General features: G+C 62.1%; 20 protein-coding genes. 15 read left to right on the forward strand and 5 right to left on the reverse strand.

Features of this window, described 5'->3' with window-relative positions:
- The 8 genes from EL191_RS08355 to sthA all read left to right on the forward strand — a co-directional run bounded on the left by EL191_RS08355 (position 1) and on the right by sthA (position 7258).
- Entirely contained in the window at positions 1-1212 is a 1212-nt protein-coding gene (locus EL191_RS08355; RefSeq protein ID WP_013714783.1) for an NADH:ubiquinone reductase (Na(+)-transporting) subunit B, read from the forward strand.
- Positions 1205-1993 (forward strand): Na(+)-translocating NADH-quinone reductase subunit C, encoded by a 789-nt coding sequence (locus EL191_RS08360; protein WP_041977998.1) that lies wholly within the window; start codon positions 1205-1207, stop codon positions 1991-1993. The genes EL191_RS08355 and EL191_RS08360 overlap by 8 nt, the downstream gene beginning before the upstream one ends.
- Entirely contained in the window at positions 1990-2664 is a 675-nt protein-coding gene (locus EL191_RS08365; RefSeq protein ID WP_174447350.1) for an NADH:ubiquinone reductase (Na(+)-transporting) subunit D, read from the forward strand. The genes EL191_RS08360 and EL191_RS08365 overlap by 4 nt, the downstream gene beginning before the upstream one ends.
- On the forward strand, positions 2664-3272 hold the full coding sequence (gene nqrE / locus EL191_RS08370) for an NADH:ubiquinone reductase (Na(+)-transporting) subunit E (RefSeq protein ID WP_013714786.1): 609 nt from the start codon (positions 2664-2666) through the stop codon (positions 3270-3272). The genes EL191_RS08365 and nqrE overlap by 1 nt, the downstream gene beginning before the upstream one ends.
- A gap of 15 nt (positions 3273-3287) precedes the next feature.
- On the forward strand, positions 3288-4511 hold the full coding sequence (nqrF, locus tag EL191_RS08375; RefSeq protein ID WP_013714787.1) for an NADH:ubiquinone reductase (Na(+)-transporting) subunit F: 1224 nt from the start codon (positions 3288-3290) through the stop codon (positions 4509-4511).
- Between the two features lie 105 nt (positions 4512-4616).
- Positions 4617-5540, forward strand: coding sequence for an FAD:protein FMN transferase (locus tag EL191_RS08380; RefSeq protein WP_013714788.1), 924 nt, complete (start codon positions 4617-4619; stop codon positions 5538-5540).
- Positions 5537-5767, forward strand: coding sequence for a (Na+)-NQR maturation NqrM (gene nqrM / locus EL191_RS08385; protein ID WP_013714789.1), 231 nt, complete (start codon positions 5537-5539; stop codon positions 5765-5767). Before EL191_RS08380 ends, nqrM begins: the two co-directional genes overlap by 4 nt.
- A 96-nt stretch (positions 5768-5863) precedes the next feature.
- On the forward strand, positions 5864-7258 hold the full coding sequence (gene sthA / locus EL191_RS08390; protein ID WP_013714790.1) for a Si-specific NAD(P)(+) transhydrogenase: 1395 nt from the start codon (positions 5864-5866) through the stop codon (positions 7256-7258).
- A 182-nt stretch (positions 7259-7440) separates the two neighbouring features.
- Here sthA and EL191_RS08395 read toward each other — a convergent pair whose 3' ends face one another.
- Genes EL191_RS08395 through EL191_RS08410 form a run of 4 tightly spaced genes read right to left on the reverse strand, consistent with a single transcriptional unit; the run spans position 7441 to position 9571 of the window.
- The gene (locus EL191_RS08395; protein WP_041978003.1) at positions 7441-7953 is read right to left on the reverse strand and encodes an AAA family ATPase; all 513 of its coding nucleotides are present in this window, start codon (positions 7951-7953) and stop codon (positions 7441-7443) included.
- Positions 7954-7960: 7 nt separating this feature from the next.
- The gene (locus EL191_RS08400; RefSeq protein ID WP_041978006.1) at positions 7961-8680 is read right to left on the reverse strand and encodes a glycerophosphodiester phosphodiesterase; all 720 of its coding nucleotides are present in this window, start codon (positions 8678-8680) and stop codon (positions 7961-7963) included.
- Entirely contained in the window at positions 8677-8985 is a 309-nt protein-coding gene (locus EL191_RS08405; protein WP_017361513.1) for a hypothetical protein, read from the reverse strand. Before EL191_RS08405 ends, EL191_RS08400 begins: the two co-directional genes overlap by 4 nt.
- 19 nt (positions 8986-9004) lie before the next feature.
- Positions 9005-9571, reverse strand: coding sequence for a PilZ domain-containing protein (locus EL191_RS08410; RefSeq protein WP_013714794.1), 567 nt, complete (start codon positions 9569-9571; stop codon positions 9005-9007).
- 290 nt (positions 9572-9861) lie between these two features.
- Between EL191_RS08410 and EL191_RS08415 the strand changes: the two genes are divergently transcribed.
- Genes EL191_RS08415 through EL191_RS08425 form a run of 3 tightly spaced genes read left to right on the forward strand, consistent with a single transcriptional unit; the run spans position 9862 to position 13059 of the window.
- A complete protein-coding gene (locus tag EL191_RS08415; protein ID WP_017361511.1) occupies positions 9862-11109 on the forward strand; it encodes a lipoprotein-releasing ABC transporter permease subunit in 1248 nt (415 codons plus the stop codon).
- Positions 11110-11113: 4 nt separating this feature from the next.
- The gene (lolD, locus tag EL191_RS08420; protein ID WP_041978008.1) at positions 11114-11815 is read left to right on the forward strand and encodes a lipoprotein-releasing ABC transporter ATP-binding protein LolD; all 702 of its coding nucleotides are present in this window, start codon (positions 11114-11116) and stop codon (positions 11813-11815) included.
- Complete coding sequence (locus EL191_RS08425; RefSeq protein WP_041978010.1) at positions 11815-13059, forward strand: lipoprotein-releasing ABC transporter permease subunit; 1245 nt, start codon at positions 11815-11817, stop codon at positions 13057-13059. Before lolD ends, EL191_RS08425 begins: the two co-directional genes overlap by 1 nt.
- A gap of 33 nt (positions 13060-13092) precedes the next feature.
- On the opposite strand, the gene EL191_RS08430 is transcribed toward EL191_RS08425, so the two are convergent.
- Complete coding sequence (locus EL191_RS08430) at positions 13093-13620, reverse strand: DUF2062 domain-containing protein (RefSeq protein ID WP_041978012.1); 528 nt, start codon at positions 13618-13620, stop codon at positions 13093-13095.
- Positions 13621-13758: 138 nt separating this feature from the next.
- Between EL191_RS08430 and EL191_RS08435 the strand changes: the two genes are divergently transcribed.
- Genes EL191_RS08435 through lpxK form a run of 4 tightly spaced genes read left to right on the forward strand, consistent with a single transcriptional unit; the run spans position 13759 to position 18088 of the window.
- Entirely contained in the window at positions 13759-15972 is a 2214-nt protein-coding gene (locus EL191_RS08435) for a DNA internalization-related competence protein ComEC/Rec2 (protein WP_041978015.1), read from the forward strand.
- Between the two features lie 56 nt (positions 15973-16028).
- The gene (locus tag EL191_RS08440; protein WP_013714801.1) at positions 16029-16661 is read left to right on the forward strand and encodes a MotA/TolQ/ExbB proton channel family protein; all 633 of its coding nucleotides are present in this window, start codon (positions 16029-16031) and stop codon (positions 16659-16661) included.
- The gene (locus EL191_RS08445; RefSeq protein ID WP_013714802.1) at positions 16658-17086 is read left to right on the forward strand and encodes an ExbD/TolR family protein; all 429 of its coding nucleotides are present in this window, start codon (positions 16658-16660) and stop codon (positions 17084-17086) included. Before EL191_RS08440 ends, EL191_RS08445 begins: the two co-directional genes overlap by 4 nt.
- On the forward strand, positions 17087-18088 hold the full coding sequence (gene lpxK, locus EL191_RS08450; protein ID WP_041978018.1) for a tetraacyldisaccharide 4'-kinase: 1002 nt from the start codon (positions 17087-17089) through the stop codon (positions 18086-18088). It begins immediately after the preceding gene.
- Positions 18089-18110 lie beyond the last annotated feature (22 nt).

The raw sequence follows: 18110 nt of genomic DNA on the forward strand, positions 1-18110 counted from the left end.
GTGGGCATTCGTGCATTTCTCGACAAGATCGAGCACAACTTCGAAAAGGGCGGCAAGTACGAAAAGTGGTACGCCCTCTACGAAGCCATCGACACCTTCTTCTATCGTCCTGGCAGTGTGACTAAAACAACCGCTCACGTGCGTGATGGCATCGACCTCAAGCGCATGATGATCACCGTGTGGCTGTGCACCTTCCCGGCGATGTTCTTCGGCATGTGGAACGCCGGCTACCAGGCCAACCTGATCTTCGCCCAGAGCCCCGAGCTGTTGGCGAGCCAGGATGGTTGGCGCTTCGCCCTGATCGGCTCGCTGGCCGGTTTCGATCCGAACAGCCTGTGGGACAACTTCATCCAGGGCGCGGCCTACTTCCTGCCTGTCTACGCGGTGACCTTCATTGTCGGCGGCTTCTGGGAAGTGCTGTTCGCTTCGATCCGCCGTCACGAGGTCAACGAAGGCTTCTTCGTCACCTCCGTGCTGTTCGCCCTGATCCTGCCGCCGAGCATTCCGCTGTGGCAGGTGGCCCTGGGTATCAGCTTCGGTGTGGTGATCGGCAAGGAAGTGTTCGGTGGCACCGGCAAGAACTTCCTCAACCCGGCGCTGACCGGTCGTGCCTTCCTGTTCTTCGCCTATCCGGCGCAGATGTCGGGTGACGCGGTCTGGACTACGGTCGATGGCTTTGCGGGCGCTACTTCGCTGAGCCTGGCGGCTTCCGGCGGCATCGAGAACGTGATCAACAACGGCATCACCTGGATGGACGCCTTCATCGGCACTATTCATGGCTCGCTCGGCGAAACCAGCACCCTGGCCATCGCCATCGGCGGCCTGGTTCTGCTGGTCACCAAGATCGCCTCCTGGCGCATCGTCGCTGGCGTGATGCTGGGCATGATCGGTCTGAGCCTGCTGTTCAACACGATTGGCTCTGCCTCCAACCCGATGTTCGCCATGCCCTGGTACTGGCATCTGGTGGTGGGCGGCTTCGCCTTCGGCATGTTCTTCATGGCCACCGACCCGGTGTCGGCCTCCATGACCAACACCGGCAAGTGGATCTTCGGCGCCCTGATCGGCGTGATGGTCGTACTGATCCGTGTGGTCAACCCGGCCTTCCCCGAGGGCATGATGCTGGCGATTCTGTTCGCCAACCTGTTTGCACCGCTGATCGACCACTTCGTCGTTCAAGCCAATATCAAGCGGAGGCTGGCACGCAATGTCTAGTCAAAAAGAATCCACCGTTCGCACGCTGACGGTGGCCGTGCTGGTGTGCCTGGTGTGCTCGGTGTTCGTCGCCGGCGCTGCCGTGGCACTGAAGCCGACCCAGGTTGAAAACCGTCTGCTGGACAAGCAGCGCAGCATCCTGGCCATTGCCGGCCTGGGTGAGGCAGGCATGTCCGGTGCCAAGGTCAAGGAAGTGTTCGACAGCACCGTCACTGCCAAGCTGGTGGACCTGGAGAGCGGCAAGTTCTCCGATGCGTTCGATCCGCTCACCTTCGACCCGCTGAAGGCCGCCAAGGACCCGAAAACCTCCGATGCTCTGAAGGGCAGCGAAGACATCGCCGGGATCAAGCGCCAGGAGCGTTACACCACCGTTTACCTGGTGGAGAAGGACGGCGAAATGGAAACCCTGATCCTGCCGGTGCGTGGTTATGGCCTGTGGTCGACCCTGCACGGCTTTATCGCGGTGAAAGGGGATCTGAACACCGTCGTGGGCATGGGCTTCTACCAGCATGGCGAGACCCCCGGCCTCGGCGGCGAGGTGGACAATCCGAAATGGAAAGGCCAATGGCCCGGCAAGACCCTGTTCGATGAAAACGGCAAACTCGCCGTACAGATCGTCAAGGGCGGTGTCGATCCGCAGAGCCCGCAAGCTACTCACCAAGTCGACGGCCTGGCCGGCGCCACTCTGACCAGCGTCGGTGTGGACAAGCTGCTGAAGTTCTGGCTCGGCCAGAACGGCTTCGGCCCGTTTATCGCTAACCTGCGTGCAGGGGAGGCTTGATCATGTCGCAGCCGACTATTAAAGAAGTCCTGCTCAACCCGATCTTCAACAACAACCCCATTGGCCTGCAGATCCTCGGTATCTGCTCGGCCCTGGCGGTCACGTCCAATCTGCAGACCGCGCTGGTGATGTCCGCCGCGCTGACGCTGGTGACCGGTTTCTCCAACCTGTTCATCTCGATGATCCGCAGCCAGATTCCAGGCTCGATCCGCATGATCGTGCAGATGGTGATCATCGCCTCGCTGGTGATCGTGGTCGATCAGGTGCTCAAGGCCTATGCCTTCAGCCTGTCCAAGCAGTTGTCGGTGTTCGTCGGCCTGATCATCACCAACTGCATCGTGATGGGCCGTGCCGAAGCCTTCGCCATGCAGAACCCGCCCGTGCTGTCGTTCTTCGACGGCATCGGTAACGGTCTGGGCTACAGCGCCATGCTGATCGCTCTGGGCATCATTCGCGAGTTGTTCGGTGCGGGCAAACTGATGGGCTACGAGGTCTTCTCGGTGGTCAACGATGGTGGCTGGTACCAGCCCAACGGCATGCTGCTGCTGCCGCCTTCGGCGTTCTTCCTGATCGGCCTGTTCATCTGGGCAATCCGTAGCTGGAAGAAGGATCAGGTCGAGGTCAATGCCTACAAGATGGCACCTCAGGTATCCAGCAAGGAGGCCTACTAATGGAGCACTATCTCAGCCTGCTGGCCAAGGCCGTGTTCGTCGAGAACATGGCACTGGCCTTCTTCCTCGGCATGTGTACCTTCATCGCCATCTCCAAGAAGGTCGAGACCGCAATCGGTCTGGGCATCGCGGTGATCGTGGTACAGGTCATCACGGTACCGGCGAACAACCTGATCTACACCTACCTGCTCAAGGACGGCGCGCTGGCATGGGCTGGCCTGCCTGAGGTCGACCTGAGCTTCCTCGGTCTGCTCAGCTACATCGGTGTGATCGCGGCCATCGTGCAGATCCTCGAGATGCTGTTGGATAAATACGTACCGGCGCTCTACAACGCGCTGGGTGTATTCCTGCCGCTGATCACCGTGAACTGCGCCATCATGGGCGGCACCCTGTTCATGGTCGAGCGTGACTACAACCTGGCCGAAAGTACCGTGTACGGCTTTGGTTCGGGTCTGTCCTGGGCGCTGGCGATCGCTGCGCTGGCCGGCATCCGCGAGAAACTCAAGTACAGCGATGTACCGGCTGGCCTGCAGGGTCTGGGCATCACCTTCATCACCATCGGTCTGATGTCGCTGGGCTTCATGTCCTTCTCCGGCGTGCAGCTGTAAGGAAAGGATGAACAGATGAATTACGAAATCTTCCTCGCCATCGGCATGTTCACCGCCATCGTCCTGGCGTTGGTGGTGGTGATTCTCGCTGCCCGCGCCAAGCTGGTCTCCAGCGGCGACGTGAGCATCGAGATCAACGGCGAAAAAACCATCGTGGTACCGGCTGGCGGCAAGCTGCTGCAAACCCTGGCCAACCATAACATCTTCCTGTCTTCCGCTTGCGGCGGCGGCGGTACCTGCGCCCAGTGCAAGTGCATCGTGGAAAGCGGTGGTGGCGAGATGCTGTCCACCGAAGAGTCGCACTTCACCAAGCGCGAGGCCCGTGAGGGCTGGCGCCTGTCCTGCCAGACTCCGGTCAAGCAGGATATGAAGATCGAAGTTCCGGAAGAGGTCTTCGGCGTCAAGAAGTGGGAGTGCACCGTCGAATCCAACCCGAACGTCGCCACCTTCATCAAGGAGCTGACACTGAAGCTGCCGGAAGGCGAGAACGTCGACTTCCGCGCCGGTGGTTACGTGCAACTGGAGTGCCCGCCGCACACCGTGTACTACAAGGACTTCGACATTCAGGAGGAGTATCGCGGCGACTGGGACAAGTTCAACCAGTGGAAGTACGTGTCCAAGGTCGACGAGACCGTGATCCGTGCCTATTCCATGGCCAACTACCCGGAAGAGCGCGGTCTGGTGAAGTTCAACATCCGTATCGCCTCGCCGCCCCCCGGCAAGGACGATCTGCCGCCGGGCAAGATGTCTTCCTATGTGTTCAGTCTCAAGCCGGGCGACAAGATCACCGTGTACGGACCCTTTGGTGAGTTCTTCGCCAAGGACACCGACGCCGAGATGGTCTTCATCGGTGGTGGTGCCGGCATGGCGCCGATGCGTTCGCACATCTTCGACCAGCTCAAGCGCCTGAAATCCAAGCGCAAGATCAGCTTCTGGTACGGTGCGCGCTCCATGCGCGAATCGTTCTACAACGAAGAGTACGATCAGCTGGCCGCGGAAAACCCGAACTTCGAATGGCACCTGGCGCTGTCCGACCCGCAGCCGGAAGACAACTGGACCGGTCTCAAGGGCTTCATTCACAACGTGCTGTACGAGAACTACCTGAAGGACCACCCGGCTCCTGAGGATTGCGAGTTCTACATGTGCGGCCCACCCATGATGAACGCCGCAGTAATCAAGATGCTCACCGACCTGGGTGTCGAGCCGGAGAACATCCTCCTCGACGACTTCGGCGGCTAACGCATGAGGTCTGCTGTACTCCAGCCCGTTATCGCTGTCGCCCTGGCGACAGCCCTAACGGGCTGCTTGCATTCTGAACGGATCGAAGAGTTCGGTGGCCCGACCATGGGCAGCACCTATTCGATCAAATACGTCCGCAGTGAAGGTGTCGCGCCGCAAGCCGAACTCAAGGCCGCGACCGAGGCGATCCTCGCCGAGATCGATCTGCAGATGTCCACTTATCGCGATGATTCGCTGATCGAGCAGTTCAACCAGGCGCCGGCTGGCACCTGCCAGGCCATGCCCAAGGGCGTGCTGGACTTGGTGCGCGCCGGTGATCGCCTGCATCAGGAGAGCCAGGGCTATTTCGACCTGACGCTGGAGCCGTTGCTCGACCTCTGGGGTTTCGGACCCAAAGGGCAGGGCGAGGCCGTGCCGGACGCTGAACGCCTGGCTGAAGTGCGCCAGCGGGTCGGTCAACAGCACCTGAGAATCGAAGGCGAGCAACTGTGCAAGGACGTCGACGTGGAAGTCGACTTCAACAGCATCGCGGCTGGCTACGCTGTCGATCGGATCGTCGCGCGTCTGGGCGAGTTGGGTGTCACCAGTTACTTGGTCGAGGCCACCGGTGAGCTCAAGGCGGCTGGCTTCAAGCCCGATGGCAGCCACTGGCGTATCGGCCTGGAGGCGCCGCGTAATGATCAGCGCGTCGCTCAGCGCATCCTGCAGCTCGATGGTTACGGTATTTCCACCTCGGGTGACTATCGCAACTACTTCGAAGAGAACGGCCAACGCTATTCGCACACGCTCGATCCGCTGACCGGCAAACCGGTCAATCACAAACTGGCAGCTGTCACGGTGGCCGATCCATCGACCTTGCGCGCCGATGGCTTGTCTACTCTATTGATGGTGCTGGGGCCGGATGCCGGCATGGCCTTCGCCGAGCGCAACGGTATCGCGGCTTTTTTCGTGACGCGTGAGGGCGAGGGCTTCGTCACACAGGGCACGACCGCATTCGAGCAGCTATTCGCTGCAGGAGATGAGCAATGACGTTTCTGGTGGTATTTCTGACCATGATCCTGGTCGTCGGCATGATGGCCGTTGGCGTGATCATGGGGCGCAAGCCCATCGCCGGCTCATGCGGCGGTATCGCCAATCTGGGTATCGAGAAGGAGTGCTCGATCTGTGGCGGTAGCCGTGAGAAGTGCGAAGAGGTCAATCGCGACAAGAGCGAAGCGCCCAACACCGACCTGGCTTACGACGCGAGCAAGCGCTAAGCCGGCTGGTAGCTTTGATAGCCGGCAGCTGTAATCCACTGCCGGCCCTGCCGAGGGTGCGCCACAAGCGCTCCGGCCTGATCTGAAGGAGTAAACATGGCGGTCTACAACTACGATGTGGTGGTGCTGGGCTCCGGCCCGGCGGGCGAGGGCGCGGCGATGAACGCGGCCAAGGCCGGGCGCAAGGTGGCCGTGGTGGACAACCGCCCGCTGGTCGGCGGCAACTGTACCCACCTGGGGACCATTCCGTCCAAGGCGCTGCGCCACTCGGTGCGGCAGATCATGCAGTTCAATACCAACCCGATGTTTCGCCAGATCGGCGAGCCACGCTGGTTTTCCTTCCCCGATGTGCTGAAAAGCGCGGAGAAGGTGATCGCCAAGCAGGTCACTTCGCGTACCGGCTACTACGCTCGCAACCGCATCGACACCTATTTCGGCACCGCCAGCTTCGCTGACGATCAGACGGTCGAAGTGGTTTGCCTCAATGGCGTGGTGGAAAAGCTGGTGGCCAAGCAAATCGTCATCGCCACTGGTTCGCGTCCCTATCGCCCGGCTGACGTCGATTTTCGCCACCCGCGTATCTACGATAGCGACACCATTCTCAGCCTCGGCCATACGCCGCGTCGCCTGATCATCTACGGAGCCGGGGTGATCGGTTGCGAGTACGCTTCGATCTTCAGTGGCCTGGGTGTACTGGTCGACCTGATCGATAACCGCGATCAACTGCTCAGCTTCCTCGATTCGGAAATCTCCGACGCGCTTTCCTATCACCTGCGCAACAACAACGTGCTGATTCGTCACAACGAAGAGTACGAGCGCATCGAGGGGGTGGAGAACGGCGTGGTGCTGCACCTGAAATCGGGCAAGAAGATCAAGGCCGACGCCCTGCTGTGGTGTAACGGCCGTACCGGCAACACCGATCAGTTGGGCCTGGAGAACATCGGCATTGCGGTCAACAGCCGTGGCCAGATCCAGGTCGACGAGTACTACCGCACCGAGGTCAGCAACATCTACGCCGCCGGTGACGTGATCGGCTGGCCGAGCCTGGCCAGTGCTGCGGCTGACCAGGGCCGTTCCGCTGCCGGCAGCATCGTCGAAAATGGCAGCTGGCGTTTCGTCGATGACGTACCGACCGGCATCTACACCATTCCGGAGATCAGTTCGATCGGCAAGACCGAGCGTGAACTGACCCAGGCCAAGGTGCCTTACGAAGTCGGCAAGGCCTTCTTCAAGGGCATGGCCCGTGCGCAGATCTCGGTCGAACCAGTGGGCATGCTGAAGATTCTCTTCCACCGTGAAACCCTGGAAGTGTTGGGTGTGCACTGCTTTGGCTATCAGGCCTCGGAGATCGTCCACATCGGTCAGGCGATCATGAACCAGAAGGGCGAAGCCAACAGCATCAAGTACTTCATCAACACCACCTTCAACTACCCGACCATGGCCGAGGCCTATCGGGTTGCCGCGTTCGACGGCCTCAACCGGCTTTTTTGAGCGGCTCCGGCCGGCGGCCTGAGCCGGTCGGGGAGTCAGGCTGGGTAGTGGCTTCCGAGTGGCGCTGGCCGAATCGGGAGAGCTTCTAGCGTCTCAGGCGGCAGCAAACGACAAAACCGGCCTAGTGCCGGTTTTGTCGTTGTTGGCTGCTGCATCTGGGCTACGCGGCCGGTTGCGTTCGATTACTCGACCAGGTAGGCCGCGACCTTCTCAGCCAACAAGGCCTGCGCGACTTGAGGCGAGGCACGCGCGGTATCGATGGTGAAGGGGGTAGTCTGCCAGGGTTCATATTCATACTGGCTGACCGATCGCCAGGTCGGTGGTACGAGGCCAGGCACATCGCTGGTTCTCGATTCGACGCGCTGCCGGTGAATGGTTTCATCGGAGCAGATGACTTGCACGTTCAGCAGTCGACAGTTGGCTTTGGCTGCCGTTGAGGCCCAGGCTGCGCGGCTTTCCTGTAAAGGGTTGACGCAGTCGGCGACAACCAGACAGCCATTGTTCAAGTTGTCCAGCGCCATGGCATTGGCGACCGCGTAGCCATCGCTGCCGATTTCGCTGCCCATGGCCTGATTGTTGCGCAATGACTGCTCGATACTGTCGATACGTAGGTAAACAGCGCCTCGGCTGGCCGCCAGTGTCCTGGCTAAGGTGGTTTTGCCGGTGCCTGGAAGGCCGCTGAACACGACAAGCATGGCCGGCCTAGCTACCCAGCGTCCGCACCGCGACCCCGGGAAGGTCGGTGATGATGCTGTCAACGCCGAAGTCGGCAAGACGGCGCATTAGCGCCGGTTCGTTGACCGTCCATACCGACACGTGCAGCCCCTGCTTCTGCGCCTTGAGCAGGCGCTCGGGAGTGCACAGCGTCCAGTTCAGGGCCAGCAGGTGGCAGTCGTAATGCGCCGCGACTTTCAGCGGGTCGAGCCAGGCGTACTCGGCAACCAGACCCAGCTGCAGTTGCGGGGTCAGTTCACGTGCGGCCTTGAGTACCTCGCGTGAGCTGGAGGTGATGGTGATCTGCTCGCGCAGGCCGAAGCGCTCGACGAGTTCCGAGATGGCCAGCACGGTGCGTGCGGCGCGGACCTTGGAGGCGCTTTTCACCTCCAGTTGCCAATGCTCGAACCGGCACTGCTCGAACAGGTCCTGCAGGCGTGGAATCGGGCAGGGCCGCACCCAGCCCGGGCCGCCCTTGCGCGCGTCGTACTTGATCAGATCGGCAGCATCATGCTCGACCACCTTGCCGCGCAGGCCGGTGGTGCGCTTGAGGGTTGGGTCGTGAATCACCATCAACTCGCCGTCGCGTGACAGGTGCAGATCCAGCTCGCAACGATTGACGCCATGCTCCAGGCAACGCTGGAAACTGGCTAGGGTATTTTCCGGGGCTTCGCCCTTGGCGCCACGATGGCCATAGATGAGAGTCACTGTTGCTCCTTGGCGGTGTCGAGGTGGTGCGGCCGGTGGTGGCGCACGCTGTTGATCACGTGATCGTATTCGAAGTAGACGCTGAACTCGCGGTAGTCCCAGCGGGTGATCGGCGGTTGGCCGACTGGGTTGTGTTCCTCATCGGCCAGACCGAAGCGCTCCAGCACCGAGCGCTTGGACTCGCCCTTCTGTGGCAGGTTGCGGGCATCGATATCCGCGCCCTGGCTGCCTACCGGAATGGTCAGGGTGTCGGCGAAGGAAGAGGTAGGGGCGAGAAGGGCGAGTAGCAGTGCGATGCGGTACATGGCGGTTCCTTTGCGGCGGTCATTCGCGGGCCTGGCGACGTTCCAGGGCCTGTCTCTGCAGAATATGCCGGGCCAGCAACTGGCGCTGTGCGTCGGTCAACGCTTCGAACTCGGTGCCGATATCGTACTGGCCGTCGCTGCGCGCGCTGCAGTGCACCACCTGGGCGCGTAGCAGCAGGCCGAGCGCCTGTGGCATCAATACCATCTTGATTGCCAGGTGGCTGCCCGGTGCCACAGCCTGGGTATGGCTGAAGCTGATGCCGCCTTCGGACAGCGATACCTGGCGCGGGGCGCCGATGTCGCGCAACAGGCTCTGCGCAACCGCCTGGCCAAGCAGGTCGATGCGCTTGTTGATCACTTTCAGGTAGTTGGCCAGGGTGCGGTCGCGTTCGCTGATGTGGCGCAGCAGATGCTGCGACTCGAAGTCCATCAGGTGCAGATCGCTGAGCAGATTGAATAGCGGCGACGGGTCGTGAAGTACGTCGCTGGCCTGGGCTTCGGCCCCGGACAGCAGGCTGAATTCCAGTGCGATCGTATCCTCGATACGGTAGTATTCGCGGCGATCATCTACATCGTTAGTCGACATGGCGAACCCATGAAAGCAGTGGTGGTCGAAGAGCCTGTTGAAGGCTTCGCGAACGGTATGCGAGCCAGGCGAACATCGCTGGGCAAGCGCCGGTTACGAATGGTAAACGAGCAATTCTCGCTTCGCTCGCCCCTTCGGGGTCACACTGAAGTGTGAGTCATAAGTGGCTTTCCAAGTGTTTTTAGCGCAGCAGGCCCGTTACGCAGCCGACTTCGAGTTGCTTCTGAGTGTAAGGCCGCTGATCTGGCCCCGCCACATGGACGTTTTTCTTTCCCTCGAATCTCTCCGACATGTTCAGACCTCTGTTCGTATTCATCGGTACGCGCTACACGCGAGCCAAGCGCCGCAACCATTTCGTTTCCTTCATTTCCCTGACGTCCATGCTCGGCCTCACCCTGGGGGTGATGGTGATGATCCTGGTGCTGTCGGTGATGAATGGTTTCGACCACGAAATGCGCACCCGTGTGCTGGGGATGATTCCTCACGCCACGGTCGAGTCGCCGACTCCGGTCAGTGACTGGCCGGCACTGGCGCGTCAGGTCGAGCGCCATCCGCGCGTCGAGGCGCTGGCCCCCTTCACCCAGATGCAGGGCTTGCTGACGCACGACGGCAAGGTGCAGAAGGTATTGATCAATGCCATCGATCCCGAGCAGGAGCGCAAGGTCTCGATCATCGATGACTTCTTCCAGGAAGGCAGTCTCGACAGCCTGCAGCCAGGTGATTTCGCCATGGTCATTGGTGACAAGGCCGCGGCCAAGCTGGGCCTCAAGCTCGGTGACAAGGTCACCTTCGTCGCCCCCGAAGTCACCGTGACCCCGGCCGGCATGTTCCCGCGCCTGAAACGCTTCACCGTCACCGGCATCTTTCATGTCGGCGCCGGCGAGATCGATGGTGCCTTGGCGCTGGCCAACATCAGTGACCTGGCACGTCTGCAGCGCTGGAAGCCGGATCAGGTACAGGGCCTGCGCCTGAAGTTCGACGACCTGTTCCAGGCACCGCGCAGCGCCTGGGAAATCGCCCAGACCCTTGACGGCGATTTCTACGCCCGCGACTGGACTCGTACCCACGGCAACCTGTATCAGGCCATCCGCATGGAGAAGACCATGATCGGCTTGCTGCTGCTGCTGATCGTCGCGGTGGCTGCCTTCAACATCATCTCCACCCTGGTGATGGTGGTGACCGACAAGAAGGGCGATATCGCCATCCTGCGCACCCTTGGCGCCACGCCGCGGCAGATCATGGCCATCTTCATGGTGCAGGGCACCGTGATCGGCGTGGTCGGTACTTTCATCGGTGCCGTGCTGGGGATCGTCGCTGCGCTCAACGTCAGCAGCCTGATCGCCGGCATCGAGCACCTGCTGGGCATCAAATTTCTCAATGCCGATGTCTATTTCATCGATTACCTGCCTTCGCAATTGCAGAGCGCCGACGTGGTGATGGTTTGTACCGCGGCGCTGCTGCTGAGCTTCTTCGCTACCCTGTATCCGGCCTGGCGCGCCGCGCGCACCCAGCCCGCCGAGGCCCTGCGCTATGAGTGAAACCATGAATCAGAACGCCATGAAACAGCACAATGCCGTGCTCAGCTGCCGCAATCTGAGCAAGCGTTACGACGAGGGCCCCGAATCGGTGATCGTGCTCGATGGGCTCGAACTGGAACTCTTTCCCGGTGAGCGCGTGGCCATCGTCGGCAGCTCCGGCTCCGGCAAGAGCACCCTGCTGAACATGCTCGGCGGCCTGGATACGCCCAGCGAGGGCAGTGTCTGGCTGGCCGGTGAGCAACTGTCGGCGCTCAGCGAGACTGCCCGCGGCCTGCTGCGTAACCGGGCGTTGGGTTTCGTCTATCAATTCCATCACCTGCTGGCCGAGTTCACTGCGCTGGAGAACGCCTGCATGCCGCTGCTGATCGGCAAGACGTCGATCGCCGAAGCGCGCCAGCGTGCGACTGCATTGCTGGAGCGCGTGGGCCTGGGGCATCGCCTCAATCACAAGCCGTCAGAACTGTCCGGTGGCGAGAGGCAGCGTGTGGCCATCGCCCGCGCCCTGGTCAATCGCCCGGGGCTGGTATTGCTTGACGAGCCTACCGGTAACCTCGACCAGCACACCGCCGAAGGTATTCAGGAGCTGATGCGCGAGCTCAGCCGCGATTCCAACACCGCGTTCCTGGTGGTGACCCACGACATGCAGCTGGCCCGCCAGATGGATCGCGTGCTCAGCCTGCAGGACGGCAAGCTGGTGACCCTCTGATGTTTCGTCCGCTGAGTATCTTCATCGGCGCTCGCTATACACGGGCCAAGCGCCGCAATCACTTCATCTCCTTCATTTCGCTGACTTCGATGATCGGTCTGGCGCTCGGCGTGCTGGCGATGATCGTGGTGCTGTCGGTGATGAACGGCTTCCAGAAGGAAATGAGCTCGCGCATCCTCGGCATGGTGCCGCACGCCATGCTCTATGGCGCCGAGCCGGTTGCCGACTGGCGCGCCCTGGCGGCAAAGGCCATGGCCAATCCGCAGGTGCAGGCTGCAGCGCCTTATGCCGAACTGGAAGGCATGCTTTCGCATCGCGGCACGATGCAGCCGATCCAGATCCACGGCATCGACCCGGCCGAGGAGGGCAAGGTATCGATCCTGCCCGAGCATATCCGCCAGGGCAGCCTGAACAATCTGCAGCCCGGTGAGTTCGGCGTGGTGATCGGTGATATCACTGCGCGGCGCTTCGGCCTGCAGGTGGGTGACAAGCTGACGCTGATCATTCCCGAGCCGAGCAATGCGCCCGGTGGTGTCACACCGCGCATGCAGCGCCTGAACGTGGCGGCGGTGTTCAAGGTCGGCGCCGAGTTGGACAGCTCGCTGGCGCTGATCAACGTCGCCGATGCCGCAGCGATGCAGCGCCTGCCGGAGGGCACCGTGCCGGGCATCCGCCTGGCGCTGAAGGACCTGTATCAGGCACCGCAGGTGTCCAAGGCGCTGCTGGCACAGCTGGGCGCCGATTACCGTGCCGACGACTGGACTCATACCCAAGGCAGCCTGTTCAGCGCGATGAAGATGGAAAAGACCATGATCGGCTTGCTCCTGCTGCTGATCGTCGCAGTCGCCGCCTTCAATATCATCGCCACGCTGATCATGGTGGTCGCCGACAAGGGCGGCGATATCGCCATCCTGCGTACGCTGGGCGCCACACCACGGCAGATCATGGCCATCTTCATGGTGCAGGGCTCGGTGATCGGCCTCGTCGGCACCCTGATCGGCACGGTATTCGGCGTGCTTGCGGCGCTGAATGTCAGTGCACTGGTGGCCTCGCTGGAATCCTTCGCCGGACAGCAGGTGCTGAGCTCCGACGTGTACTTCATCAGCAGCCTGCCATCGGACCTGCAGTGGCTGGATGTGGCGCTGATCTGTTCGGCGGCATTGATCCTGAGCTTCCTCGCCACGCTCTATCCATCCTGGCGGGCGGCGCAAGTACAACCGGCCGAAGCGCTACGTTACGAGTAAGCATAAAAAAGCCGTCGATTTCGACGGCTTTTTTCAGTGACGTTGCTGGCGACGCTTTTCCTGGCGCTTGCGCCAGCTGCGCTGGACCCACCAGCGCCAGTAGAGCATGGTCAGGACGTAGCCCATTGCCGCGAGGATGATTCCCGCGACGAAGGAGCCCAGGTACAGCGGTTTCCACAGCACTGCCACCTCGGCCGTGATCCATTCCAGGCTCAGGGTTTGCGGCATGCGCACCGGTGGCGTCTGCATGATCCACGCGCCCAGTTTGTAGGTGCAATAGAAAACGGGCGGCATGGTGATGGGGTTGGTCAGCCAGACCAGACCGATGGAGATCGGCAGGTTGGCGCGCATCGGGATAGCGACGGCGGCGGCGGCCAGCATCTGCATCGGCATTGGGATCATCGCCCAGAACAGGCCGATGGCCATGCCGCGAGCTACAGAGTGACGGTTGAGGTGCCAGAGATTGGGATCGTGAATCAACTTGCCGAGAAAGCGCAGGGACTTGTTACCCTTGATGCTGTCGGGGGTGGGCATGTAGCGCTTGAATAAACGACGCGGCATGAAGAGTCTCTGGGCAGGCAAAAGCGCCGATATTATGCACGGATTCAGCTTGGCCAGCGTTTTCATATTGTGACCGAAGGTGAGCGCCGGACGCGTTCGCTGCAGCTCGATGAGCAGGGAGGAAGGATGCGAACAGGGATGTTGGCGCTGGCCTTGGGGCTGCTCAGCTTGCGCTTTCTACCGAGCCTGCCGCCAGGCTGGCTGTTGCTGGTTGCAGCTTGTGTCGGCCTGGCTTTGCTGCTCTCGCGTCTCTATCCGCTGGGGTTCTTTTTGCTGGGGCTGGCCTGGGCCTGCAATTCTGCGCAGTGGGCGCTGGATGATCGCCTCGGCCCTGAGCTCGACGGCCGCACGCTATGGCTGGAAGGGCGGGTGGTCGGATTGCCCGAGGTATCCGATGGTGTGGTGCGCTTCCTGCTGGAGGATGCGCACTCGCGTCGCGCCGACCTGCCAAAAAGGTTGCGGGTGGCCTGGTATGACGGGCCGACAGTGCAGGGCGGCGAGCGCTGGCGTCTGGCGGTCAACCTGAAGCGGCCGCATGGCCTGGTCAATCCGCAGAGCTTCGACTACGAAGCCTGGTTGCTGGCACAGCGTATCGGTGCCACAGGCACGATCAAATCCGGTCAGCGCCTTGCTCCAGCTTCGGGCCTGGGCAGTTGGCGTGACAGCCTGCGCCAGCGCTTGTTGGCGGCGCCGGCTGTTGAGCGCGAAGGCGCCATCGCTGCGCTGGTACTGGGCGACGGCTCTGGCTTGAGCACCAAAGATTGGCGCCTGTTGCAGCACACCGGCACGGTGCACCTGATGGTCATTTCCGGGCAGCACATCGGACTGCTGGCCGGCTTTCTCTATGGTTTGGTGGCCTTGCTGGCCAAGCTCGGCGCATGGCCGGCGCGCTGGCCATGGCTACCTTGCGCCTGTGCTCTGGCGCTGGGCGGGGCCTTGACCTATGGCTTGCTGGCGGGCTTCGAGGTGCCGGTGCGCAGGGCTTGCGTGATGGTCGCGTTGGTGCTGCTGTGGCGCATGCGCTTTCGTCATCTTGGTGCGTGGTGGCCATTGTTGCTGGCCTTGATCGTGGTTCTGCTGCTGGAGCCGCTGGCATCGTTGCAGCCGGGTTTCTGGTTGTCATTTTCGGCGGTGGCGATTCTGGCTCTGGTGTTTGGCGGTCGACTTGGCGTCTGGGGTTGGTGGCGCGGGCTCACGCGTGCGCAATGGACCATGGCCATCGGCCTGTTGCCGATGATGTTAGTCCTCGGCCTGCCGGTCAGCAGCAGCGGGCCGTTGGCCAATCTGATCGCCGTGCCCTGGGTCGGATTGGTGGTGGTGCCTCTGGCCTTGCTGGGCACCTTGCTGCTGCCTATACCAATGCTGGGCGAAGGGCTGTTGTGGCTGGCCGGTGGTGCGCTGCACCTGCTGTTCGAGTTGCTCGGCATCATCGCCGGCTGGCTACCCGCCTGGTTGCCGAGCGTTCTGCCGCTGTGGGCATGGTGGCTGGCGGCAGCTGGTGCTTTGCTGCTCCTTTTGCCGGCCGGGGTGCCGCTGCGGTTGCCCGGTCTTGCGCTGTTGTTGCCCGCATTGTTATTGCCAGCGCCGCATCTGGATGATGGTCGCGCCGACATCTGGGTGCTGGATGTGGGGCAAGGGCTGGCGGTGCTGGTGCGTACCCGAGAGCATGCTCTGCTGTACGACGCTGGGCCGCGCTTTGGTGATTTCGATACCGGTGAGCGCATCGTCCTGCCCTCGTTGCGGGCGCTGAACCTCAGGCAGCTCGACGTGATGCTGCTCAGCCATGCCGATAACGATCATGCTGGCGGCGCGGCCGCGATCAAGGCCGGTATGCCGGTATCGAGGGTGGTCAGTGGTGAACCGCGAAGGCTGGCCGATGCGCTCGGCGCCGAAGCGTGCGAGTCAGGACAAAGCTGGCAATGGAACGAGGTGGTCTTCAGGCTGTGGCAGTGGGAACGCGCCAGCTCCGGCAACCAGCTGTCGTGCGTATTGCAGATAGAGGCTGCGGGCGAACGCCTGCTATTGACCGGCGATATCGATGTACAGGCCGAGCGGGCGCTGATGCAGGCCGACTTTCCCCTGTCTTCGCAGTGGCTGCTGGCCCCTCATCATGGCAGTCGCACCTCGTCCAGCCAGGCGTTCATCGATGCGGTTGGTGCGCAGCATGTGCTGATTACCCGCAGCCGCCACAATGCCTTCGGCCATCCTCATCCGCAGGTGCTGGAGCGTTATCGTGCAGCAGGCGTGTTGGTCCATGACACGGCGCTCGATGGCGCGCTGCATCTGCGCCTGGGCGAGCATGGCGCAGCGCGGGCATTGCGACGCGAGCCACGTTTCTGGCGGGAAAAATGAGAACGGCGGCGCCCTATGCTAGAGTGGCGCCACTTTTTCGAGGGGGATTCTCTACCGTGTGGGAACTGGTCAAAGCTGGCGGCTGGATGATGCTGCCGATCATTCTCTGTTCCATCGCTGCTGCCGGTATCGTTGCCGAGCGCCTGTGGACTCTGCGGCCCGCCCGCGTCACCCCAGCCAATCTGCTGGCTCAGGTATGGCGCTGGATCAAGGACAAGAAACTCAATAACCAGAAACTCAAGGAACTGCGCGAGGATTCGCCGCTGGGGCAGATTCTCGCCGCCGGTCTGGCCAACTCCAAGCATGGTCGCGAGATCATGAAAGAGTGCATCGAGGAGGCTGCCGCGCGCGTCATCCATGATCTGGAGCGTTACCTCAATGCCCTGGGCACCATAGCCGGCATCGCTCCGCTGCTTGGCCTGCTCGGTACCGTGCTGGGCATGATCGAGATCTTCAGTTCCTTCATGGGTTCGGGCATGGCCAATGCGCCGATGCTCGCCGGTGGTATCTCCAAGGCCCTGATCACCACGGCAGCCGGCCTGATGGTGGCGATCCCGGCGCTGTTCTTCCATCGTTACCTGCAGCGCCGCGTCGATGAGCTGGTGGTCGGCATGGAGCAGGAAGCGATCAAGCTGGTGGAAATGGTCCAGGGTGATCGCGACGTCGACCTGGGCGAGGGCAAGGCGTGAAATTCCGGCGTAAACCGCGGGAGAACGTCGAGATCAACCTGGCCTCGTTGATCGACGTGGTATTCATCCTGCTGCTGTTCTTCGTGGTCACCACCACCTTCACCCGTGAGACCCAGCTCAAGGTCGACCTGCCAGAGGCGGCCAGCGGTACGCCGCCGGAGCAGACCGAGCTCAAGCAGGTCGAGGTGCTGATCGGTGCCGATGGCGCCTACTCGGTCAATGGCAAGGCGCTGCTGGAGAGCAACCTGAGCAACCTCATGGCTGCGCTGCAGAAGGAGTCCGATGGCGACAACAGCCTGCCGCTGATCATCAGTGCCGACGGCAAGACCCCGCACCAGGCAGTGATCACTGCCATGGACGCTGCCGGCAAGCTGGGCTTCTCGCATCTGCGCATCACCACGGTGGAAGCACAGGAAAATCCCTAAGTGAGCGCTGCCGATCGCTTGCTCGAGGCCTGGTACCGTGGCCATCCAGCGCTGGTTCTGTTGCGCCCGCTGGAGTGGTTGTATCGCCGCGTGGTACAGGGCAAGCGTGCGCGTTTCCTCGCAGGCGAGGGCGAAATCTACCGCGCGCCGGTGCCGGTGCTGGTGGTGGGCAACATCACCGTCGGTGGTACCGGCAAGACGCCGCTGATCCTGTTTCTCATCGAGCACTGTCGCGCCCGTGGCCTTAAGGTCGGCGTGGTCAGCCGCGGCTATGGCGCCACGCCGCCGAGCCTGCCGTGGCGCGTGCGTGCCGAGCAGCCGGCGACCCATGCTGGTGACGAGCCGCTGCTGATCGTCCAGCGCACGGGCGTGCCGCTGATGATCGATCCGGACCGCAGCCGCGCGGTACGCGCGCTGCTGGCCGAACAACCACTGGACCTGGTCCTCTGCGACGACGGCCTGCAGCACTACCGTCTGGCGCGCGACCTGGAGCTGGTGCTGATCGATGCCGCGCGCGGTCTGGGCAATCGCCGCTGTCTGCCCGCGGGGCCGCTGCGTGAGCCGGCCGAGCGTCTATGTGAGGTGGATGCGGTGCTATTTAACGGCGCCGAAGTCGATCGCAGCGATGGCTACGCCTTTGGCCTGCAGCCGACTGCACTGGTCAACCTGGTCACTGGCGAGCGGGTAGGGCTGGATCATTTCCCCTCAGGCCAACCCATGCATGCGGTCGCTGGCATCGGCAACCCGCAACGTTTCTTCAATACCCTCGAAGCGCTAAACTGGCGGCCGGTTCCGCACCCCTTTGCCGATCATGCCCAGTACGATGCCGCGCAGCTCAGTTTCGAGCCGGCGCTGCCGCTGCTGATGACGGAAAAGGATGCGGTGAAATGCCGGGCCTTCGCCGCCGCCGATTGGTGGTACCTGGCCGTCGACGCCGTGCCTACGCCGGCTTTCGTCGATTGGCTGGACAAGGAGCTGGCTCGCCTCATACCGGGGTCGTGATGACTCCATCAAGGACTGCGCC

It is taken from the genome of Pseudomonas mendocina, assembly GCF_900636545.1.
GTDB lineage: Bacteria > Pseudomonadota > Gammaproteobacteria > Pseudomonadales > Pseudomonadaceae > Aquipseudomonas > Aquipseudomonas mendocina.